General features: G+C 39.2%; 12 protein-coding genes. 8 read left to right on the top strand and 4 right to left on the bottom strand.

What is annotated here, in order from left to right:
- Positions 1–189: 189 nt before the first annotated feature.
- The 5 genes from JWR87_RS18445 (at position 190) to JWR87_RS18465 (ending at position 6,603) form a co-directional block, all read left to right on the top strand.
- A complete protein-coding gene (locus JWR87_RS18445) occupies positions 190–711 on the top strand; it encodes a L,D-transpeptidase (RefSeq protein WP_297823009.1) in 522 nt (173 codons plus the stop codon).
- 804 nt (positions 712–1,515) lie between these two features.
- The gene (locus JWR87_RS18450) at positions 1,516–2,739 is read left to right on the top strand and encodes a DegT/DnrJ/EryC1/StrS family aminotransferase (protein WP_297823012.1); all 1,224 of its coding nucleotides are present in this window, start codon (positions 1,516–1,518) and stop codon (positions 2,737–2,739) included.
- Between the two features lie 637 nt (positions 2,740–3,376).
- On the top strand, positions 3,377–4,858 hold the full coding sequence (gene rpoN, locus JWR87_RS18455) for an RNA polymerase factor sigma-54 (RefSeq protein WP_297823014.1): 1,482 nt from the start codon (positions 3,377–3,379) through the stop codon (positions 4,856–4,858).
- Positions 4,859–5,542, top strand: a complete 684-nt coding sequence (locus JWR87_RS18460) for a hypothetical protein (RefSeq protein ID WP_297823016.1) — start codon at positions 4,859–4,861, stop codon at positions 5,540–5,542.
- Positions 5,543–5,784: 242 nt separating this feature from the next.
- Positions 5,785–6,603 (top strand): N-acetylmuramoyl-L-alanine amidase, encoded by an 819-nt coding sequence (locus JWR87_RS18465; protein WP_297823018.1) that lies wholly within the window; start codon positions 5,785–5,787, stop codon positions 6,601–6,603.
- 90 nt (positions 6,604–6,693) lie between these two features.
- Here the strand turns inward: JWR87_RS18465 and JWR87_RS18470 are convergent, their stop codons facing one another.
- On the bottom strand, positions 6,694–7,467 hold the full coding sequence (locus JWR87_RS18470) for an META domain-containing protein (RefSeq protein ID WP_297823021.1): 774 nt from the start codon (positions 7,465–7,467) through the stop codon (positions 6,694–6,696).
- A 299-nt stretch (positions 7,468–7,766) separates the two neighbouring features.
- Here JWR87_RS18470 and feoB point away from each other — a divergent pair, with 299 nt between their 5' ends.
- The 3 genes from feoB (at position 7,767) to JWR87_RS18485 (ending at position 12,488) form a co-directional block, all read left to right on the top strand.
- Entirely contained in the window at positions 7,767–9,884 is a 2,118-nt protein-coding gene (gene feoB / locus JWR87_RS18475; RefSeq protein ID WP_297823023.1) for a ferrous iron transport protein B, read from the top strand.
- A gap of 459 nt (positions 9,885–10,343) precedes the next feature.
- Positions 10,344–12,044 carry a M28 family peptidase gene (locus JWR87_RS18480; protein ID WP_297823025.1) on the top strand — a complete coding sequence of 567 codons (1,701 nt, stop codon included), beginning with the start codon at positions 10,344–10,346 and terminating at the stop codon, positions 12,042–12,044.
- A 12-nt stretch (positions 12,045–12,056) separates the two neighbouring features.
- Positions 12,057–12,488, top strand: a complete 432-nt coding sequence (locus JWR87_RS18485; RefSeq protein WP_297823027.1) for an IPExxxVDY family protein — start codon at positions 12,057–12,059, stop codon at positions 12,486–12,488.
- 101 nt (positions 12,489–12,589) lie between these two features.
- Here the strand turns inward: JWR87_RS18485 and JWR87_RS18490 are convergent, their stop codons facing one another.
- From JWR87_RS18490 to JWR87_RS18500, 3 genes are all read right to left on the bottom strand, one after another.
- Entirely contained in the window at positions 12,590–15,073 is a 2,484-nt protein-coding gene (locus tag JWR87_RS18490) for an AsmA-like C-terminal region-containing protein (protein WP_297823029.1), read from the bottom strand.
- Positions 15,074–15,144: 71 nt separating this feature from the next.
- On the bottom strand, positions 15,145–15,876 hold the full coding sequence (locus JWR87_RS18495; RefSeq protein ID WP_297823032.1) for an alpha/beta hydrolase-fold protein: 732 nt from the start codon (positions 15,874–15,876) through the stop codon (positions 15,145–15,147).
- A gap of 266 nt (positions 15,877–16,142) precedes the next feature.
- A complete protein-coding gene (locus tag JWR87_RS18500) occupies positions 16,143–17,000 on the bottom strand; it encodes an outer membrane beta-barrel protein (protein WP_297823034.1) in 858 nt (285 codons plus the stop codon).
- Between the last annotated feature and the right edge of the window lie 15 nt (positions 17,001–17,015).

Genomic DNA, 17,015 nt, shown 5'->3' on the forward strand with positions numbered 1-17,015 from the left:
AAGTAATGAGATTAGTTACAGGTGCTTTGATTCCGTTTCTACAATTTTTTTAACACACTTCACTGATACTACAGGTATTAATTTAAGAAATCAGTTTTTATAAGGTTTAAACTTTTGTGAAAGGGGAATAGAGGTAAAATGTTTCTTCTTATTTTTCCGTTGGAATATAAAAATAAGCAGCAGATCCTAATGAAACGCACCTCCCTAATTCTTGTTCTTAGTTTAATTTTTTTTAGCAATACTTCATTTTATCGCCCCATATATAGTAAAAGTGCTTTTTACATCGTTATTGATAAAAGCGATTATGAGTTGAATGTCTATGACGCTGAAGGATGGTTAATTACATTTCCGGTTGTTCTTGGTAACAAAGACCAGGGGGATAAATTGGTGCAGGGAGACAGGAAAACGCCTGAAGGTACCTTTACTATTGTTAGCAAAAGAGTGCATGCAAAATGGTGTAGGTATATAGGATTAGACTTTCCTACGCCTGCTGACATTCAAAAATTTAACATGCGCAAGAGGCAAGGCGTGATACCACGAAATGCAGTACAAGGCGGAGGAATTGGCATTCATGGTACATGGCCCCACGAAGATTATGCAATTGATCAATACCAGAATTGGACGGAAGGTTGCATAAGCTTGAAGAACGAACATGTGAAACAACTTTATTCGATGATACCTGTTGGTACAAGAGTAACTATTAGAAAGTAACGCTTAACTCCTAAGCACAATAAATTTTACTGATTATTTGAGAATTCGCTTATGTTTCGCTGCATTTCTCCGGCTGATTCTTAGCGAGGCTTTGATGGCCGCCGTTAGTATATATAGCAACCCACTTTTCTTGGAAGAAGGTTATAAATTTCTCTTGTTTCGGTTTCGCTTACCCTTTTATCATTTTTAAACCACACAACAAAACAGGAACACCTGTAGTTTTAGCATACGCTGCCGGTTCATGACTAAAAGCCTAGAGTCTTTGTGCCGCACCTCCCTTACAAGTAAGCAGTGTAGCCAGTAGTAGTGCCGGTAAGTGCATTATTCGTAACCTTTCTTTTACAGCATCTGTTAAGGTAGCAAATAGCATTTCCAATATAACTTTTGTTCGATGAGTGTCTTGGTAATCAGTCTTGGCTTTGGTAATGGCAGTAGCGCCCGAAGGAATACCGCAAACAATTAGTTTCTCTCGCTTTTTGTCTTTATGAAATCATAGACTGCCTTTACATCCTGGCTTTCTTTGTATCCGGCGGTACAAGTATTTCCTTTGCTGTTACCATGGGCCCTTATGTGGCAAAGCATAAGGGGTCTTGATTGATGATGTTAGAATGAACAAAAATGATTAAAAAAAATATATCGAACAATCGTACGACCTGAAGGATAAACTTTCAATAAAATAAAAAAGCAAGTATGAAGTATAGTTTCCTCTATTTGGTATTATACGAACTATAATACATCAGCTCTAAGACCTGCAAAAACTTCTACCTTTACTATTCATTTTTACAACAATTCAAATTATATCATATGCCAGGCTTCGAGTTATGGGGAGAGGAAGAAAGAAAAGAGGTTAATGACGTTTTAGACACAGGAATTTTAATGCGGTATGGGTTTGATGGGCCGAGAAAAGGAGTTTGGAAAGCAAAGGAACTTGAACAAGAAATCTGTACAAAGTTTGGTAGCCGATATGCCCAACTAACCAGTAGTGGTACGGCTGCCCTTACAACAGCAATGGCAGCGCTGGGCATCGGTCATGGCGATGAAGTAATAATGCCGACTTTTACTTTTGTGGCAAGTTTCGAGGCAGTGCTAAGTGTGGGTGCAATACCTGTTTTAGTTGATGTAGATGATACCCTTACATTAAACCCCGGGGCAGTAAAATCTGCCATTACCCCAAAAACAAAGTGTATAATGCCTGTACACATGTGCGGTAGCATGGCCGATCTTGATGCTTTAAAAAATATTTGCGAGCAGCATGATCTGCTATTACTCGAAGATGCATGTCAAAGTATCGGAGGCAGTTATAAAGGCAAGATGTTGGGAACAATCGGCGACGCCGGAACCTTTAGTTTTGATTTCGTAAAAACAATGACGTGTGGCGAAGGCGGGGTAGTAATGACCAATAACGAAGATATTTACAATAAGTGTGATGGCTATACCGATCATGGTCATGATCACCTGGGTGGTGCTGATCGGGGTGCCGACTTGCATCCATTCATCGGATATAATTATAGGATAAGCGAACTGCATGCAGCGGTGGGGCTCGCCCAGATAAAGAAGGTGGACCAGATATTAGCTATACAAAAGAAGAATTGTACTCTGCTAAAGCAAATCATCTCTCAAGTACCTGAAGTTTCCTTCCGCTCGGTTCCCGATCCCTCTGGTGATAGCTGTACTTTTTTAAGTTGGTTCCTTCCTACCGAAGAAATTACTGTGGCGTTTGTTGAAGAAATGAAAGCACAGGGAATTTTAGCAGGAAACTTTTATTGGTATAAAAACAACTGGCATTACATTAGTAAATGGGACCACTTGAAAAGCGCTGATTTTTTGAACAGGCAGGGGCATGAAATTACTGAGAAGCTACGGTCTTATGCAACGCAAACTTTTCCTGCTAGTGATGCTATTATGAGCAGGTGTATATCAACCGCAATAAGTTTGCTATGGACGGAAGATCAGTTAAAAGAAAAAGGAGAAAAAATGGTGGCTTCAATAAAGAAGGCGTTGGCTAATACCGGTGCAGAAGTTTTGTAGGATTAAGAGTCACTTACTTTCTCCGGATACTATTATTTCAAAGTCGTCTATTTACTTTCAATTTGATGAAGCTTGTAGCCATTCATAGTAACATATCCATTCAAATTACATCCTTTAAATACTAAATTAAAAAGCGCTCCTTTTTATAAAAGGGCTGTAGGGTTTAGATCCTTTACCTTCCATTCTATCAGTGTACTCTAAACTTCCTAACCTTACGCGTAGAGGAAGTTTTATAGCCTTTTCGAGTTGAAATTCTTTCCTGCAAAAAAAGCCAAGGGCGCTGGTATAATAATTTGAAGCCATAAAATAAAAAGGCGCGGAGCGCCCTTCAAAAGAATTCGAAGTGTCAGTAAGCTTGGCTAAGGATGAACGAACAAGTAAAGGGCTTGCAGTAAGCCTCCCTTTATTGCCAGAGGCAATTTGTGAAACAGTTTGACCGTTTGATGTAAAGCATACAAATAAATTAATAAACAAACAAATAACGCAACTTCTCATGCTTACTGAATTGGTTGTAAATTTACCTCGAAATGTTGAAAGCGTTTGTTAAGGCAAAAGCACAAGATTTTGGCAAAACTGAAACATCTAATTTGCGATTTTTGCGCACACTTAGATCTACCTGGAAACTTAGAGGAATATAATGTCATTAAGTCAATCATTACAACAAAAGCTTTTACAAAAGTTATCGCCTCAGCAGATTCAGTTAATGAAACTGCTCCAGGTTCCTACTGCCAATCTTGAAGAGCGGATTAAGGAAGAACTGGAGGAAAACCCTGCTTTAGAAGTAGGTGAAGACGGTCATGACGATTTTGAAGAGGGAGATGATTTTAAAAGCGATTCAGAAGAAGAGTACGATTCAGAGGGGAGCACAGACGAGTACGATAATATAGATTTAAGTGATTACGTACATGAAGGGGATGACGAAGTAGGCGATTATAAGTTGCGCGATGAGAACTACCCTGAAATGGATGAGGGAAAAGTGATCCCCATAAGGGTAGAAACTTCGTTTCATGAAGTCTTGCTGAACCAGCTCGGGATGATGGAACTGGATGAAAGAACCCAAAAAATTGCAGAGCAGATTGTAGGAAGCATTGATGATGATGGTTACTTGAGAAGGGAAATGTCTTCCATCTCCGACGACCTTGCTTTTCGTCAAAATATTCTTTCTTCTGAGGGTGAGATTGAAGGGCTGATAAAACAAATTCAACAATTTGATCCTCCCGGCATTTGTGCCCGCGATCTTAAAGAATGCCTTATACTGCAACTGAAACGCAAAGTTGGCGAAGGGAAAGAAGTTGAATTGGCGATGCAGGTGTTAGAAAAGTACTTTGATGAGTTTACTAAAAAACACTACGAGAAAATTCAACGCGGTCTTAGTCTTACCGACCAACAGTTAAAAGATGTTATTAACCAAATAATCAAACTTAATCCTAAACCGGGCGGAAACATTGGCTTTGTAAATAAAGCTGAAAGCTATGTTGTTCCCGACTTTTTCATATTTAATAATAATGGCGTTCTCGAACTAACCCTTAACAGTAAAAATGCACCGGATCTCCGCATTAGTGAAGGGTATAGAGATATGATTAAAGATTATGAGAAAGGCAGCAAAAAAGACAAGCGTCAAAAAGAAGCAGTGCTTTTCATTAAGCAAAAGATAGATTCTGCAAAGTGGTTTATCGACATGATCAAACAGCGTCAGCAAACGCTAATTGGAACCATGTCGAGTATTATGAATTACCAGAAGGAATTTTTCCTGACAGGTGATGAAACAACGCTAAAGCCAATGATCTTAAAAGACATTGCAGAGATGACCGGGCTTGACATCAGTACAGTAAGCCGGGTGGCTAACAGCAAATTTGTACAAACGGAGTTTGGAACTTACCGCCTTAAATTTTTCTTCAGCGAATCGTTAAGTACCGATAGCGGTGAAGAAGTAAGTACACGAGAAGTAAAAAAAATCTTAAGTAACCTGATAGAAGCAGAGGACAAACGTAAACCTTTAAGCGACGAACAGCTAACAGATATGTTGCAGGAAAAAGGATACAATATTGCACGCCGCACTGTTGCAAAATATCGTGAACAATTAAACCTGCCGGTTGCCCGGTTGAGGAAGCAACTGTAAATGCAAAACTTTCAAGACGCGCCGCCACTTCAACAACAGCAAGTTTATCCGCTCACTCAGCCCAAAGGTTTAAAAGTACTGGCGAACTTCTTTTCGTACCTTTTTCACCCATTGTTTATATCTCTCTACGTTGCTGGGTATCTTATTTACTTCTATCCTTATGCATTCGCACGGTACGATGATAAACAAAAATTATTAACCCTTGCTTTTGTATTTTCTATTACGGCCTTCTTTCCGGCATTAACCGTATTTCTATTGTGGCGGCTAAAATTTGCTAATTCAATTTACCTGCGCACCCAAAAAGAAAGAATCATTCCGTATGTAGCCTCTATCACTTATTTCTTCTGGGCCTATTACGTAAGTAAAAATATGCCTGGTAGCCCGGGGATTATGACCTTTTTCTTTCTTGGAACTTTTCTCGCTGCAAGTGCAGCACTAATGGCAAACAACTATTTTAAAATAAGTATGCATGCAATCGGGGTCGGCGGTGCTGCCACTTTTATGATATTGCTCGGAGTAGTGTCGGCTGAGGCAATAACCGTTCCCATCGCTATTGCTACCATTGTTGCCGGAGTTGTTTGTACATCACGACTCATTGTTTCAGACCATCATCCTTACGAAATTTATTGGGGTTTAATTATCGGTGCCTTATGCCAAACAATCGCCTGTTATTTCGTGATGTAGTATTTCTTGTAGGCCACCATTCGTACAACTATTTTACATTCTTGCGGCGCTCCGTTTTACTGCAATAACATTATTCATCTTTTTCCACTTGTTGCTTAAAATACTTTAATCAGCTTCCATCTCTACTTATAAGTCTCAACTCCGTCCATTAACGATGCAATTTCGATGTTCACTCGAGTCAGATTTAAAAGTTCGGTCTTCCAAAAGCATTTCTTCTTTAATGTACATTGCAATAAAAATATATGTCGAATCGCTTTCTTTTATTCCTGTTATCCGCCTTATTCTTTCTGGCGATTAGTTGCAGTCGTCCTCCCTATCACGCTTCTAATAAAAGGTATAAAAAGCAGGCAAAAGATTATGCAAAAACAATCCGGCAGCAACCTGCTGTATTTGCTGTTAGTGAAGCCATAACCCCTGCCTGGGTAGGAACAACTAATTTTAATATGCGCAAGCCTAATTATGTAATTATTCATCACACGGCTCAAAATAGCTGTAATGAAACTTACAAAACATTTACCCTTCCACAAACCCAGGTAAGCGCCCATTATGTTATTTGTAAAGAAGGCGTAGTTCAACACATGCTTAATGATTACTTAAGGGCATGGCATGCAGGCGCTGGAAAATGGGGAAACCTAACAGATGTAAATTCCGCGTCAATAGGGATTGAGCTGGATAATAACGGTTTTGAGACTTTCACTACGCTACAGATTAATAGCTTACTTCAATTGCTCGATACCTTAAAAAGAAAATATGCGATACCAACCGCAAACTTTATTGGACATGCAGATATTGCTCCGACACGTAAAGTAGATCCCAATATCTACTTTCCCTGGAAAACACTTGCCGGGCGAGGCTACGGATTGTGGTTCGGTGATACGGCAAGTATTAGCGTACCCGAAAATCTTAGCAATACAAATGCTTTACGAATTATTGGCTATGATGTGAGGGATTCAATTGCGGCAACTAAGGCTTTTAAAAGACATTTTTTGCAAGACACCTCAGCAGTTATTACAGACGCTGATAAAAAAGTATTATTTGATTTAATGAATAAAAGCCTCTAAAAATTGGCAAAGTCACGACAAGGGTTAAAACGATATAAGCAAAAAAGCCAGCAATTTTTGTTGCCGGCTTTTTTGCTTATATAAATAGTACTAAGATTTTCTAAATGTTAGCAATAAAGTATTGCCTTGTCTTATTTCAAGCATGTTGCCGGTTAAACTATAATTATCAGCTTTCTTCAATGCAGCTAAAAATGCTGTTTCATCGTATTCGTTGCAAGCCATTTTCGACGTAACAATATTTCTTCCAAACTGAATGTCTTTGTTGCTGAAGTTAAAGCTTCCGCTCATGCTGTTGCAACCGGTTGTTCCGGTAAATACTTGCCTTGCAGCATTTATAGTTAAAGAAGGCATACGCTTCCAATATTGAAAAGGTTGAACAGTTGTATCTAAAGTAGAGGTTGATTTATAATCCATTTTTAAACGCGCCTTCGCCGTATCATAAAGTGCATTCCTCCTGTTATTTCTGGCTCTTGCTCTTGCCTTTGCAGAGGTGCCGCCAGTACCGGAAGTGCCGGTCATCGTTGCATCTGTACCTGTTGTCGTAGAAGCCAGTGCTGTGTCAGTCATAGCTGCAGCTGAAGTGTCCTGGTACCATGTGGAAGTACTGCTCCAGCTACCATTCGAAGCAAGCATACCGTCTAATCTCCAGGTTCCATTCAGACTAGTGTCTTTATTAGCTCTATAAGCCCAGTCGCGATCAGCTGGAGTAAAGGAGGCAGAAGCTTTTGCTGCGCTAGTCATTGTATCTCCCCGGCTTACATTTACATTAGAAATTCCAGGTCCTGCCGGTGTAACTGCTTTTCTTGAACTGCTACAAAAAGCAAAGAATAAGCAAAGTGGTAATACAAATATTGTTTTTTTCATACTTTCGGTTTTGTTAGCCCAAAAACCACAACCGTGCCAAAAACGGAGTTGATAGCAAAAACAGAAAAAAAATTTTTAAGATAAGGAGTAAGACTAGGTCTTAAATTGGAAGTTTAAGATGAGTCAGAAAGTTTTCCGACATCTTTTATCAGAGCACTTTAAAATACTTGCCGGGTTAAAGCACCCTTAAGACATCTTAAAATACTGGTAAGAAAAGTGAAAGTTCTTTTTGAATTAGTTAAATCTCCCAAAGTCGTAATTGCGTGTCCCCTGCACAATTTATTTTTGAGGGCTAATAAATGTCTAATACCTCTCTTCATATAGCTCTCGTTGGAAATCCTAATAGTGGTAAATCTTCCTTATTTAATGGTTTAACAGGCTTAAATCAAAAAGTCGGAAACTTTCCGGGAGTTACAGTTGATAAGAAAACCGGAACAGCTACACTTGAGCCGGGCTTTACTGCTAATATTATTGATCTTCCAGGTACTTATAGCCTTTATCCGCGGAGAGCCGACGAATGGGTCTCGTACAAAGTCTTGATGCATGTGGATGAACATGTAAAGCCAGATATGGTAGTACTTGTTGCAGATGCAAGTAATTTAAAGCGTAACCTGCTTTTTTGCTCGCAAATGATAGATCTTAAAATACCGGTAGTTGTAGCGCTAACGATGGTAGATCTTGCAGCAAGGAAAGGTATTAGTATAGATCTTGAAGAGTTGGAAAGAGAATTAGGAGTTCCCGTTGTTTCTATTAACCCAAGAAAGAACAAAGGCCTGCCGCAATTAAAGAAGGTACTGTTACAAATAGCAAGGCAGCAACACAAGCCTTCTTCCCGCGACTTTATTGGTATTAAGGCATTGGCCGAAAATGCTGTACATGCTGTACAAAAAATTTTCCCTGCACTACCTGATTATGCCGCTGTGCATTACCTTATTAACCATGAAAGCTTTCCGCTTACTGCGGAAGTTCACGACAAAATAGAAAAGATAGAAGCGGTAAATAACTTTAATTCCACCCGGCTGCAGGCCGAAGAGATCTTGCAGCGATACGGGCGGATAAGGCAGATTATGCAGCAGAGCGTGGTTGAAGACGACCCACTTCAACGTAAGTTGTTTACTGAAAAGCTTGACAACTTGTTATTGCACCGCACCTGGGGCTATGTTATTTTGCTATCGGTTCTCTTCCTTTTATTTCAAAGTATTTTTTGGCTTGCAGAATATCCAATGAATGCAATTGAGTGGATATTCGCATCGGTTAGCGGTTGGTTGAGTGGAGCCATTACTTCGGGTTGGTGGAGCGACTTGATTATAAATGGAATTATAGCTGGACTAAGTGGAATTCTGGTTTTTATTCCCCAGATAATGATTCTTTTTGGCCTGGTAACCATATTAGAGGATACAGGTTATATGGCGCGCATAAGTTTCCTTAGCGATAAACTAATGCGAAAAGTGGGTCTCAATGGTAAAAGTGTAATGCCGATGATTAGCGGTTTTGCATGTGCAGTGCCCGCTATCATGAGTACTCGTAACATAGAGAACCGAAAGGAAAGATTACTCACCATACTTGTAACTCCATTAATGAGTTGTAGTGCCCGCCTTCCCGTGTACACCATCCTTATTAGCCTTGTTATTCCAAACCATTATTTTCTTGGTTTTTTAAGTTTGCAGGGCTTGGTTATGATGGGACTTTATATACTAGGCGTAGTCATGGCACTTGTTGTAAGCTATGTTTTTAAATGGATTATTAAAATACAGGAAAAAAGCTTTTTTATATTAGAACTTCCTACTTATCACGCTCCCCGCTGGAAGAATGTAGGGGTAACCATGATTGAAAAAGCAAGGATTTTCGTTCGGGATGCGGGAAAGGTAATAATGGTAATTAGCCTGCTTTTATGGTTCCTGAGCAGCTATGGACCTTCGAACCAAATGAATAATCTAAATGCCAGGTATGAAAAGCTGCGGCAACAGCCGAATACAGATAAGGTAACCCTGGAAAAAGAATATCGTTCAGAAAAGCTTGAAAACAGTTATGCAGGTGTGATGGGTAGGGCTATCGAACCTGCAATTGCACCACTTGGTTATGATTGGAAAATAGGGATAGCCTTAGTTACATCGATAGCAGCCCGGGAAGTTTTTGTGGGCACCATGGCAACATTATACAGTGTAGGCGAAGACAATGAAGACACTTCCTTAAGGCAAAAGATGCAATTAGCCGCACGTCCAAATGGAACTAAAGTGTATACACTGGCCACAGGCATTAGCCTTATGGTGTTTTATGTTTTGGCCATGCAATGTATGAGTACACTAGCCGTAGTTAAAAGAGAAACTAAAACGTGGAAGTGGCCCATTATTCAACTGGTCTATATGACCTTTCTTGCTTATGTTATGGCGTGGCTTGCTTATATAATAGCCAGTTAAAATGGCAATGATATATGTAGCTTGTTTTAATCTACCTACGAGTAGTATTTATGTTACTATACACTGCAGTATATATTGCCTTCACTTCTCTTAAGCCCCCTTTTCTACCTCTAAATTACCGGCATTTTGCACGGCAAGCTGTAGTGCCTTTGTGTCCGCTTTGTTTTTCTGAAACACTTTGTCTTCCGTAATTGACATACTATGTGTCAACTTATTTTGGGACAAAGCATAACCCTCTTTTATTCTTTTCCTAAGTCACATTGGTAGCTATATCAACTATTTCATTTAGCCAGGGCGCCAGATTCAGTAAGTAGATTTTAGAATCACTTCGTACTACAAACAATTCTTTGGGTGCATCTCATATCATTTCTTCTCTAACTCTATCCGCTTCTTTTCTTTAAAACATACCTTTTTTACAGGCGGCACTTTTTTTGCGGATAAGGAGAGACAATAATGTTTATGAAGAAAATAGTACTTCTAATAGCTTTCGTTCCGACACTTTTATTTTCTCAATCAAGAAAAGAAAGAAAAGCTTTAGAAGCACAGCAAAAGTTGGATCAAGTCGTCATAAGCAATTTGAAAACTCATATACAAAATCTAACTGCTGGCAAAGCATCGACAAGTTATGAAGCACAAGCGGTTGAATACATCGCCAACCAGTTTAAAACATTAGGGCTTTTACCAAAAGGATCAAACGGGTTTATTCAACCTTATAAAATAGACAATGGGAAAAGAATTGACCCTTCCACTTATTTAAAAGTAAATGATAAGCTGTTGGAGGTAAATAAGGACTATTTTCCTCTTGCTTATTCAGCAGAAAAAAAGGTAAAAGGAACGCCGGCAATGGCTTTGAGGGAAAGAGGGGCGCCGTGGTTTGTTGATGTGAAAGATTTGTTTGAAGACGCTTCAAAAATGCAGGGAGGCAATGTTGAGGTAGTAATTAAAAAAGAACTGGCAAGAGTTGCTTCTAAAGGTGCTACAGCTCTTTTCCTGTATAATTCAAGCGCCGTAAGTGATAGCCTTTCGTTTAATGGCCGGGAGAAGTCTGCTCCCTCACCTATCCCGGTTTTTTACATAACAGCGGAAGGTCACAAAAAATATTTTAGCGACCACTCACAGGTTTTGGATGTTGATGGAAATATTGCGTTTAAAGAAGATGTTATATCAGGAAGCAACGTGATTGGATATTTAAACAACGGAGCTGCGTCAACGATTGTGATTAGCGCTCATTATAGCCCTAAAAAAGAATTGGGCGGTAAAAGTGACGAATCTGTAAGGTCCGTTTCGCCCGGTGCTAATGATAATGGAAGCGGAGTGGCTACGTTAATTGAACTGGCAAGAATGTTATCGGCATCAAAGGCAAAAGGTAATAATTATACTTTTGTGGCTTTTGGGGGAAACGATGGAGGTTCGACAGCAAGTAGCTATTGGTTAGAGAATACATCAATAAATACTCCCATTAACTATGTGTTGAATCTTGATATGGTAGGAAGTTATAGCGATAGTAAAAAGCTGTTGGTGCAAGGTTACAACACATCTCCTGTATGGAGCGAAGTTCTTACCTCGGTGTCAGATAAGAAGCTACAAGTTAGTATCGACAGTCTTAGTAACGTTACGGCGTTGAATGCTTCTTTTTATAAAAAAGAAATTCCCGAATTGACTTTTTCTGCTGCAGACCACCAGGATTATTTGACAGCGGCAGACGAAGATGGTAAAATAAATTATGCGGGTACGGTTCAGATTGCAAGGTTTATTAGCAGACTGGTGCAAGCAATAGATTCAAAGGGCAAAGTTGGATTTTCGAAAGTGTCTAACCAACATACTACGGCAGTTAAAGTGGCAGAGTCTACCACTGTTGCAAAACCTGTAAGGCCTGATGAAGCTGCCGCCGCTTCACTCTCGAGAACTACAGTTAGCTTAGGAGTGATACCAGATAAAGCCAATAATGATTCGGGTTTAAAAATAAGTGGAGTGACACCCAAAAAACTTGCTTCACGGTTAGGCTTACAATCGGGCGACGTTCTTACTAACCTGGGCTCATATAAAATCTCGGATTTGAAAACCTACATGCAGGCTTTATCGAATTTTAAAGCTGGGGATAAAACTACGCTTCGTATTAAAAGAGGCAAAGATGATAAAGAATTTGCTGTAGAGTTTTAACTTTACCCCCGAATGAAACTGACACTTGACAACGACGCGATAACTGATGACTTTTTCTCTGATACCCGCCTTATTGGCATCATGGCTCCAATAAAAAACTACCAGTTTTGCTGGCAACTAAATAACCTACTCGGATTTAATTTTCGTCTTGATACTGAAATTGATAAACAGCTTCGAAAGAAAAACAGGCAGTATTTTTTTTCGGTTTATCAGCATGAAGAAAACAACTTCTTAAAATATTACCTCTTTCATAACCACTGCGACGGCGAATATCTTTTACCCGAATTTAAGCACCTGGATTTTTTGTTACTGATGAAAGGCGACTATGTGGATGATGTGAACTGCAGTCATATTGTTACCACCATAAAATCTATTTCTTCTGTACAAATGGTTGCTGAATTGACAAATGAAAAAATCAGGAACAAAGAACATCTTGTTTTTTAATCACCAGCTATTTTAATGCGCTTTAATAAAAGCCCGATTGATTACAAAAAGATGAACGTATTGCGTCGCAACAATGCGTCATAGTACTCCTACTGTCTGGCTCAAGACTTTACTTGTGTACTATCTGCTGTAGGCTTATCCTTATCTTTTTTTCTAAGCTTCTTAAATAAGTCGAGTTTAAACTGAACGTTGCCATCAGGACCCGGTCTGCCTCTTACAAAAATACTTGCTCCAGCTTTTGAGTCTGCGCCTTTATTTTCAGGTGTATAATCGCCGTCCCTTTTCTTTAGATTGCTTAAAGGGATTTGGATAGCGATATCAGTATTGGGACCAGCTATACTGTAAATACCTTCGACATATAAGGTAAGAACGGTAGACTGAATCTCCATCCGGTTCAGGTTGATTTCTTTATTTTTTATATCAATGCGATCTTTTAATTCGGCAAAATAAACCTCGCTAAAATTTCTCTTTTTAAATGCAACCTGCTGAATCTTTTCGAGTGGTGCGTAATTAAGTAAAGCTCCCTGCTTCAAAGAAAAATCTACATACCCGGCAATGTCTTGCGGTGCTCCCTTTAAATCGCGGTCAATATTCATTGTTACGTTAACCGTAGAAGTAAGTTTGCCCCTGAGGTTTTCGTGAGAAATTCCGTCTTGTCCAAAATCGTTAAATGCATACATCACTTTGTTTACATCCATGTTCTGCATATTAACGTTTATACTTGATCCATAATATTTGCTGTTTTTAGCTATCAGGTTGCCACGGATTGCCATTGAACCTCCGGCGTGTTGCAAACTAACTGTATTTAAAATCCAGTTTTCATTAATAAGGCCAACGGATGCCTTCACATTTGCAGCGGCGAAACGATCAAAGGTTAATTTATCTGCCTTAACATCTAACCTAAAGTTGGCCTGGTCAACAATATTATCTATGTTTTGTGCGGTACTACCAAGCTTTGATTTACCGGTACTTTTTTTGGCCGAAGATGCTCTTTGCTTTAGTAAAGCAGTTAGGGTGTTAAGGTTTAAGAAGGGCGAATAAATATTCCAGTCAAGAACGATTTTACCAGGACTTGTGTTCATTAACGCAAGAAGGTTTTTTCCGCTTCCATTCATGGCTAATTTATTACCTCCTACATTTCCCCTGAAGTCTGTAACGTATACATCTGTTTTCTTAAAGACAATATTACCCGATACGTTGGTCATTGAAAGGTTGCGTGGATGATACATTATTACTCCATCCGAAAACGACACCTTTCCGCTTAAAGCAGTATTTCTGTTTGAATTGTGTTGTAAAGGGCCTGAATAGGTAAGATCAAGCGACCCTTTTCCCTCATGCAAATCCAACGTTCTCGTTCCCAGCAAAGCATTTAGTTGGGGTAGGTCAAAATTGGTTTTAATATCTGCATTGATCATCGGATACACCAGGTTATCAATGTATATATTTTGCGAGTTTATTTTCAGCCCTTCAAAAGTTCCTTTGAAGTCTTTAAATTGTAACCTTGAGTTTGGGTCTTTTCTTGGTAAACCTGCAATCAACTCATTGGTAAAAGAGCCGTCAAACGAACAGTCAGAGAAGCTTGCAAAAGGCGATTGTATATTGTTGTCTGCTACTTTGAATGAAATGTTTACCAGTGGATCTCCTCCGTTTAAAGGGCCACTTATGTCTGCAAAAACTTCCGCCACGGGTTTCTCAATTTTAACCAGCGACAGAGAAGTGGAAATTTTGGGAGTCAATAATGTTTTTGCCTCCTCATAATTAATATTTTTTGTAAATATTTTTAGTGCGAAAGCAGGAGCCTGGGCAAAACTGAAAGTTCCTGAGAAAGTAAACGGATGATTTTTAAAACGTATCTCAATGTCTTCAAAAGTTAGTTGCTTCCTGCTTTTGTTAAATTGAACACTAAAATTGCCTTGCATTTTGGTCTCACGCACATAACTACCAAACAAAGTATTCAAGGCAAAGTTATGAATGAGGATATCGTTTGAAGTTTTTAAGGTTAAAAGGGAGTCGGTATTATTGATTCGACAGTTCATCTTGTTTACTTCAAAATCATACAGTTTTCCTTTTCTCTTGTCGTCTAAAACCAGTCTGACATTTACCAGTTTAACCCCGTGTATTTCTGTCTTTGCTGTTGGTGGCTGGTCTGCTTTGTTTACAACACTTTTAGGAGATAACAGGTAAGAATTTGTATAACCGGAAGTATCCGTATAAATATATAAGTTAGCGTTCTCGATCTGCAAGGCATTTAAAGGATTATTCTTTTTAATAAGATTTACCACACTAATGCTTGCATATACTCGTCTGGCTTCAAAAAAAGGATGCTTATGTTGATTGAAAAGAGTGTCCCTGATAGAAACGTTTTCCAGCTTAATTGAGATGCTTGGAAACTGGGCAAGAAAGCCCAAACCAATGTCGCCTATTTGTACTTCCCCATTTAGCTTGTCGGCAACCTCTTGTTTGATTTGATTGATAATCTCTTTTTTCTGGGTCACAACATATATATATGCTATGGTGTAAACCAGCACCAGCACTCCAAAAAAAATGGCAAGTCCTTTAAGTGTATATCTTAAAAATTTTCTCAACGCTAATAAGGTGAAATTTTTATGCCATGATGAATAAAAAACAAAACCCTAAACATTTTTGGAGTTTTGTTTTAAAACTTTTTATCGAGGATGTACGGCAGCATGTTTCGCCAGGTAGGCCAGTCATGCCTTACATCGTTCCCCCATACATCCAAATCACACCAAATACCTTTGCTATATAACACAGATGCAAACCGGCGGGAGGCCTCAGGCTCTTCATATTCTCCACTACCTGTATAAATGTGTATATGATGACTTGCTTTTAGCTTATCAAGAAAAAAAGGGTCCGAAAGGTTTGGTATGTAATGCATCGGGCTATTATAATATACCTGCTCATCATAAAAGCCTCTTGTGTATTCTGTCAGGTCATACACACCGCTCATAGATATGACGCCATTCAATATATCCGGCCGCTTGCAAAAAAGGTTCATGGCATGTAGCGCACCAAACGAAGCGCCGCAGGTATAAATAAAAGTTTCTTTGCTGGTGGCGTTGCGAATAAAAGGAACAACCTCATCGAAAACGTATTGATTAAACTCGTTATGACGGATTGCCCGGTGAGCAGGTTGCATCTCGTAGTTGAGCCAACTTTCTTTGTTCATGCTATCGATGCTAAACACCCTTAATTTTCCACTGTTAATGAGTGGTTCCAGGGCTTGTAAAAGTTGAAACCGCTCGTATTCAAGATAATCTGCCGCCGCCGTAGGAATTAATAGTAGTGCAAATCCGTAATGTCCGTAAGAGGCTATCGGCATTTCTCTTCTTAGCGCCGGGCTGTACCACGATGTTATTTCTCTTCTCATTTTCTCTTTAAGTTATGGTTTAACACTTATAAGTTTTCTTATCCCAATCATCCTGTTTTTTACTATTCATCCAAAAATAGGGAAAGAATAAAAGCAAGCGTTATAACGTAAGAGGTATTGGTACGAGCAACAAATCAACTTTCAACATCCTTGTGTCACACCCTTGTACTATTAACTGTAGTGGCAACTTTTTTTAAATAGTCGCAATGATAGCGTTTCCACTAAATCGAAAATGCCCTTTAAATTTAGTGGAAACGCTTCTTTAACTACCAGTTGCTAAACCGAATTCCTAAACTGTATGGATACTGTTCTAAACCGTTTTCATGAAGTTTTGTACGACTGTAGCTTCCAAAAAGCCTGATAGGTCCTATACCAAGCTCACCTATATAAGCCAGCTTGAATTTTTCGAGACCAATATCTCCTTTTGTTTTTTGTTTACCTCTTTCTGCGCTCACCTCCTTTGTGTGGCTACCCACTAAATAACCTGCACTAACACCTGCGCTAACACTTAAACCTTTTTTTCGTCCGGGGCTTGTGTTTAAGTTTAGCATAAACGGAACTGTAGCATAACCCGCATACAATTTATTCTTCGTGAAGTTGATGCTGTCTCTATAAATGTAGTTTGGAGCTTTGTTATACCTGATACTATTTTCGTATCTAAAATTAAACATCTCCAGGCCAAGGCCATACTTTAGGTTTACGTAACCTTTTATCAAATTAATCCGTTGCATAACTACCCAAATATTTACATTCGAACTCTTGGCTGATCTTAGTTTCAAATCATCTTTCCCTGGTTTGCCACCTGGACCTACTGATCTTAAAAAGCTTTGGGCCTCTGTTCCGGCATAGTTTGTCTTATCATTTACATTAGCAAAGCCCAGGTCAAAAATCCACCAGTTGGTACTTATTTTACTGGGCTTGTAAGGCTTTTTTTCGATTGAGACATTTGTGGTAGTTTTCTCGCCTGCATTATCCCGCCTTTTTTTGATGATGATAAAATTGCCTACTCTAACGGTATCAACCCTGTTAGTGGTTGTGTCCGCAACGCGTTTTGTGCTATCTGTTTGGGCAAAGCTTGCCCCTGCAACCATTACGGCTGCAATTGCCATGTAAATCCTTTTCATTTTAGTATTGTTTTG

This window comes from Segetibacter sp. (genome assembly GCF_025963695.1).
In the GTDB taxonomy this organism is placed as follows: Bacteria; Bacteroidota; Bacteroidia; order Chitinophagales; family Chitinophagaceae; genus Segetibacter.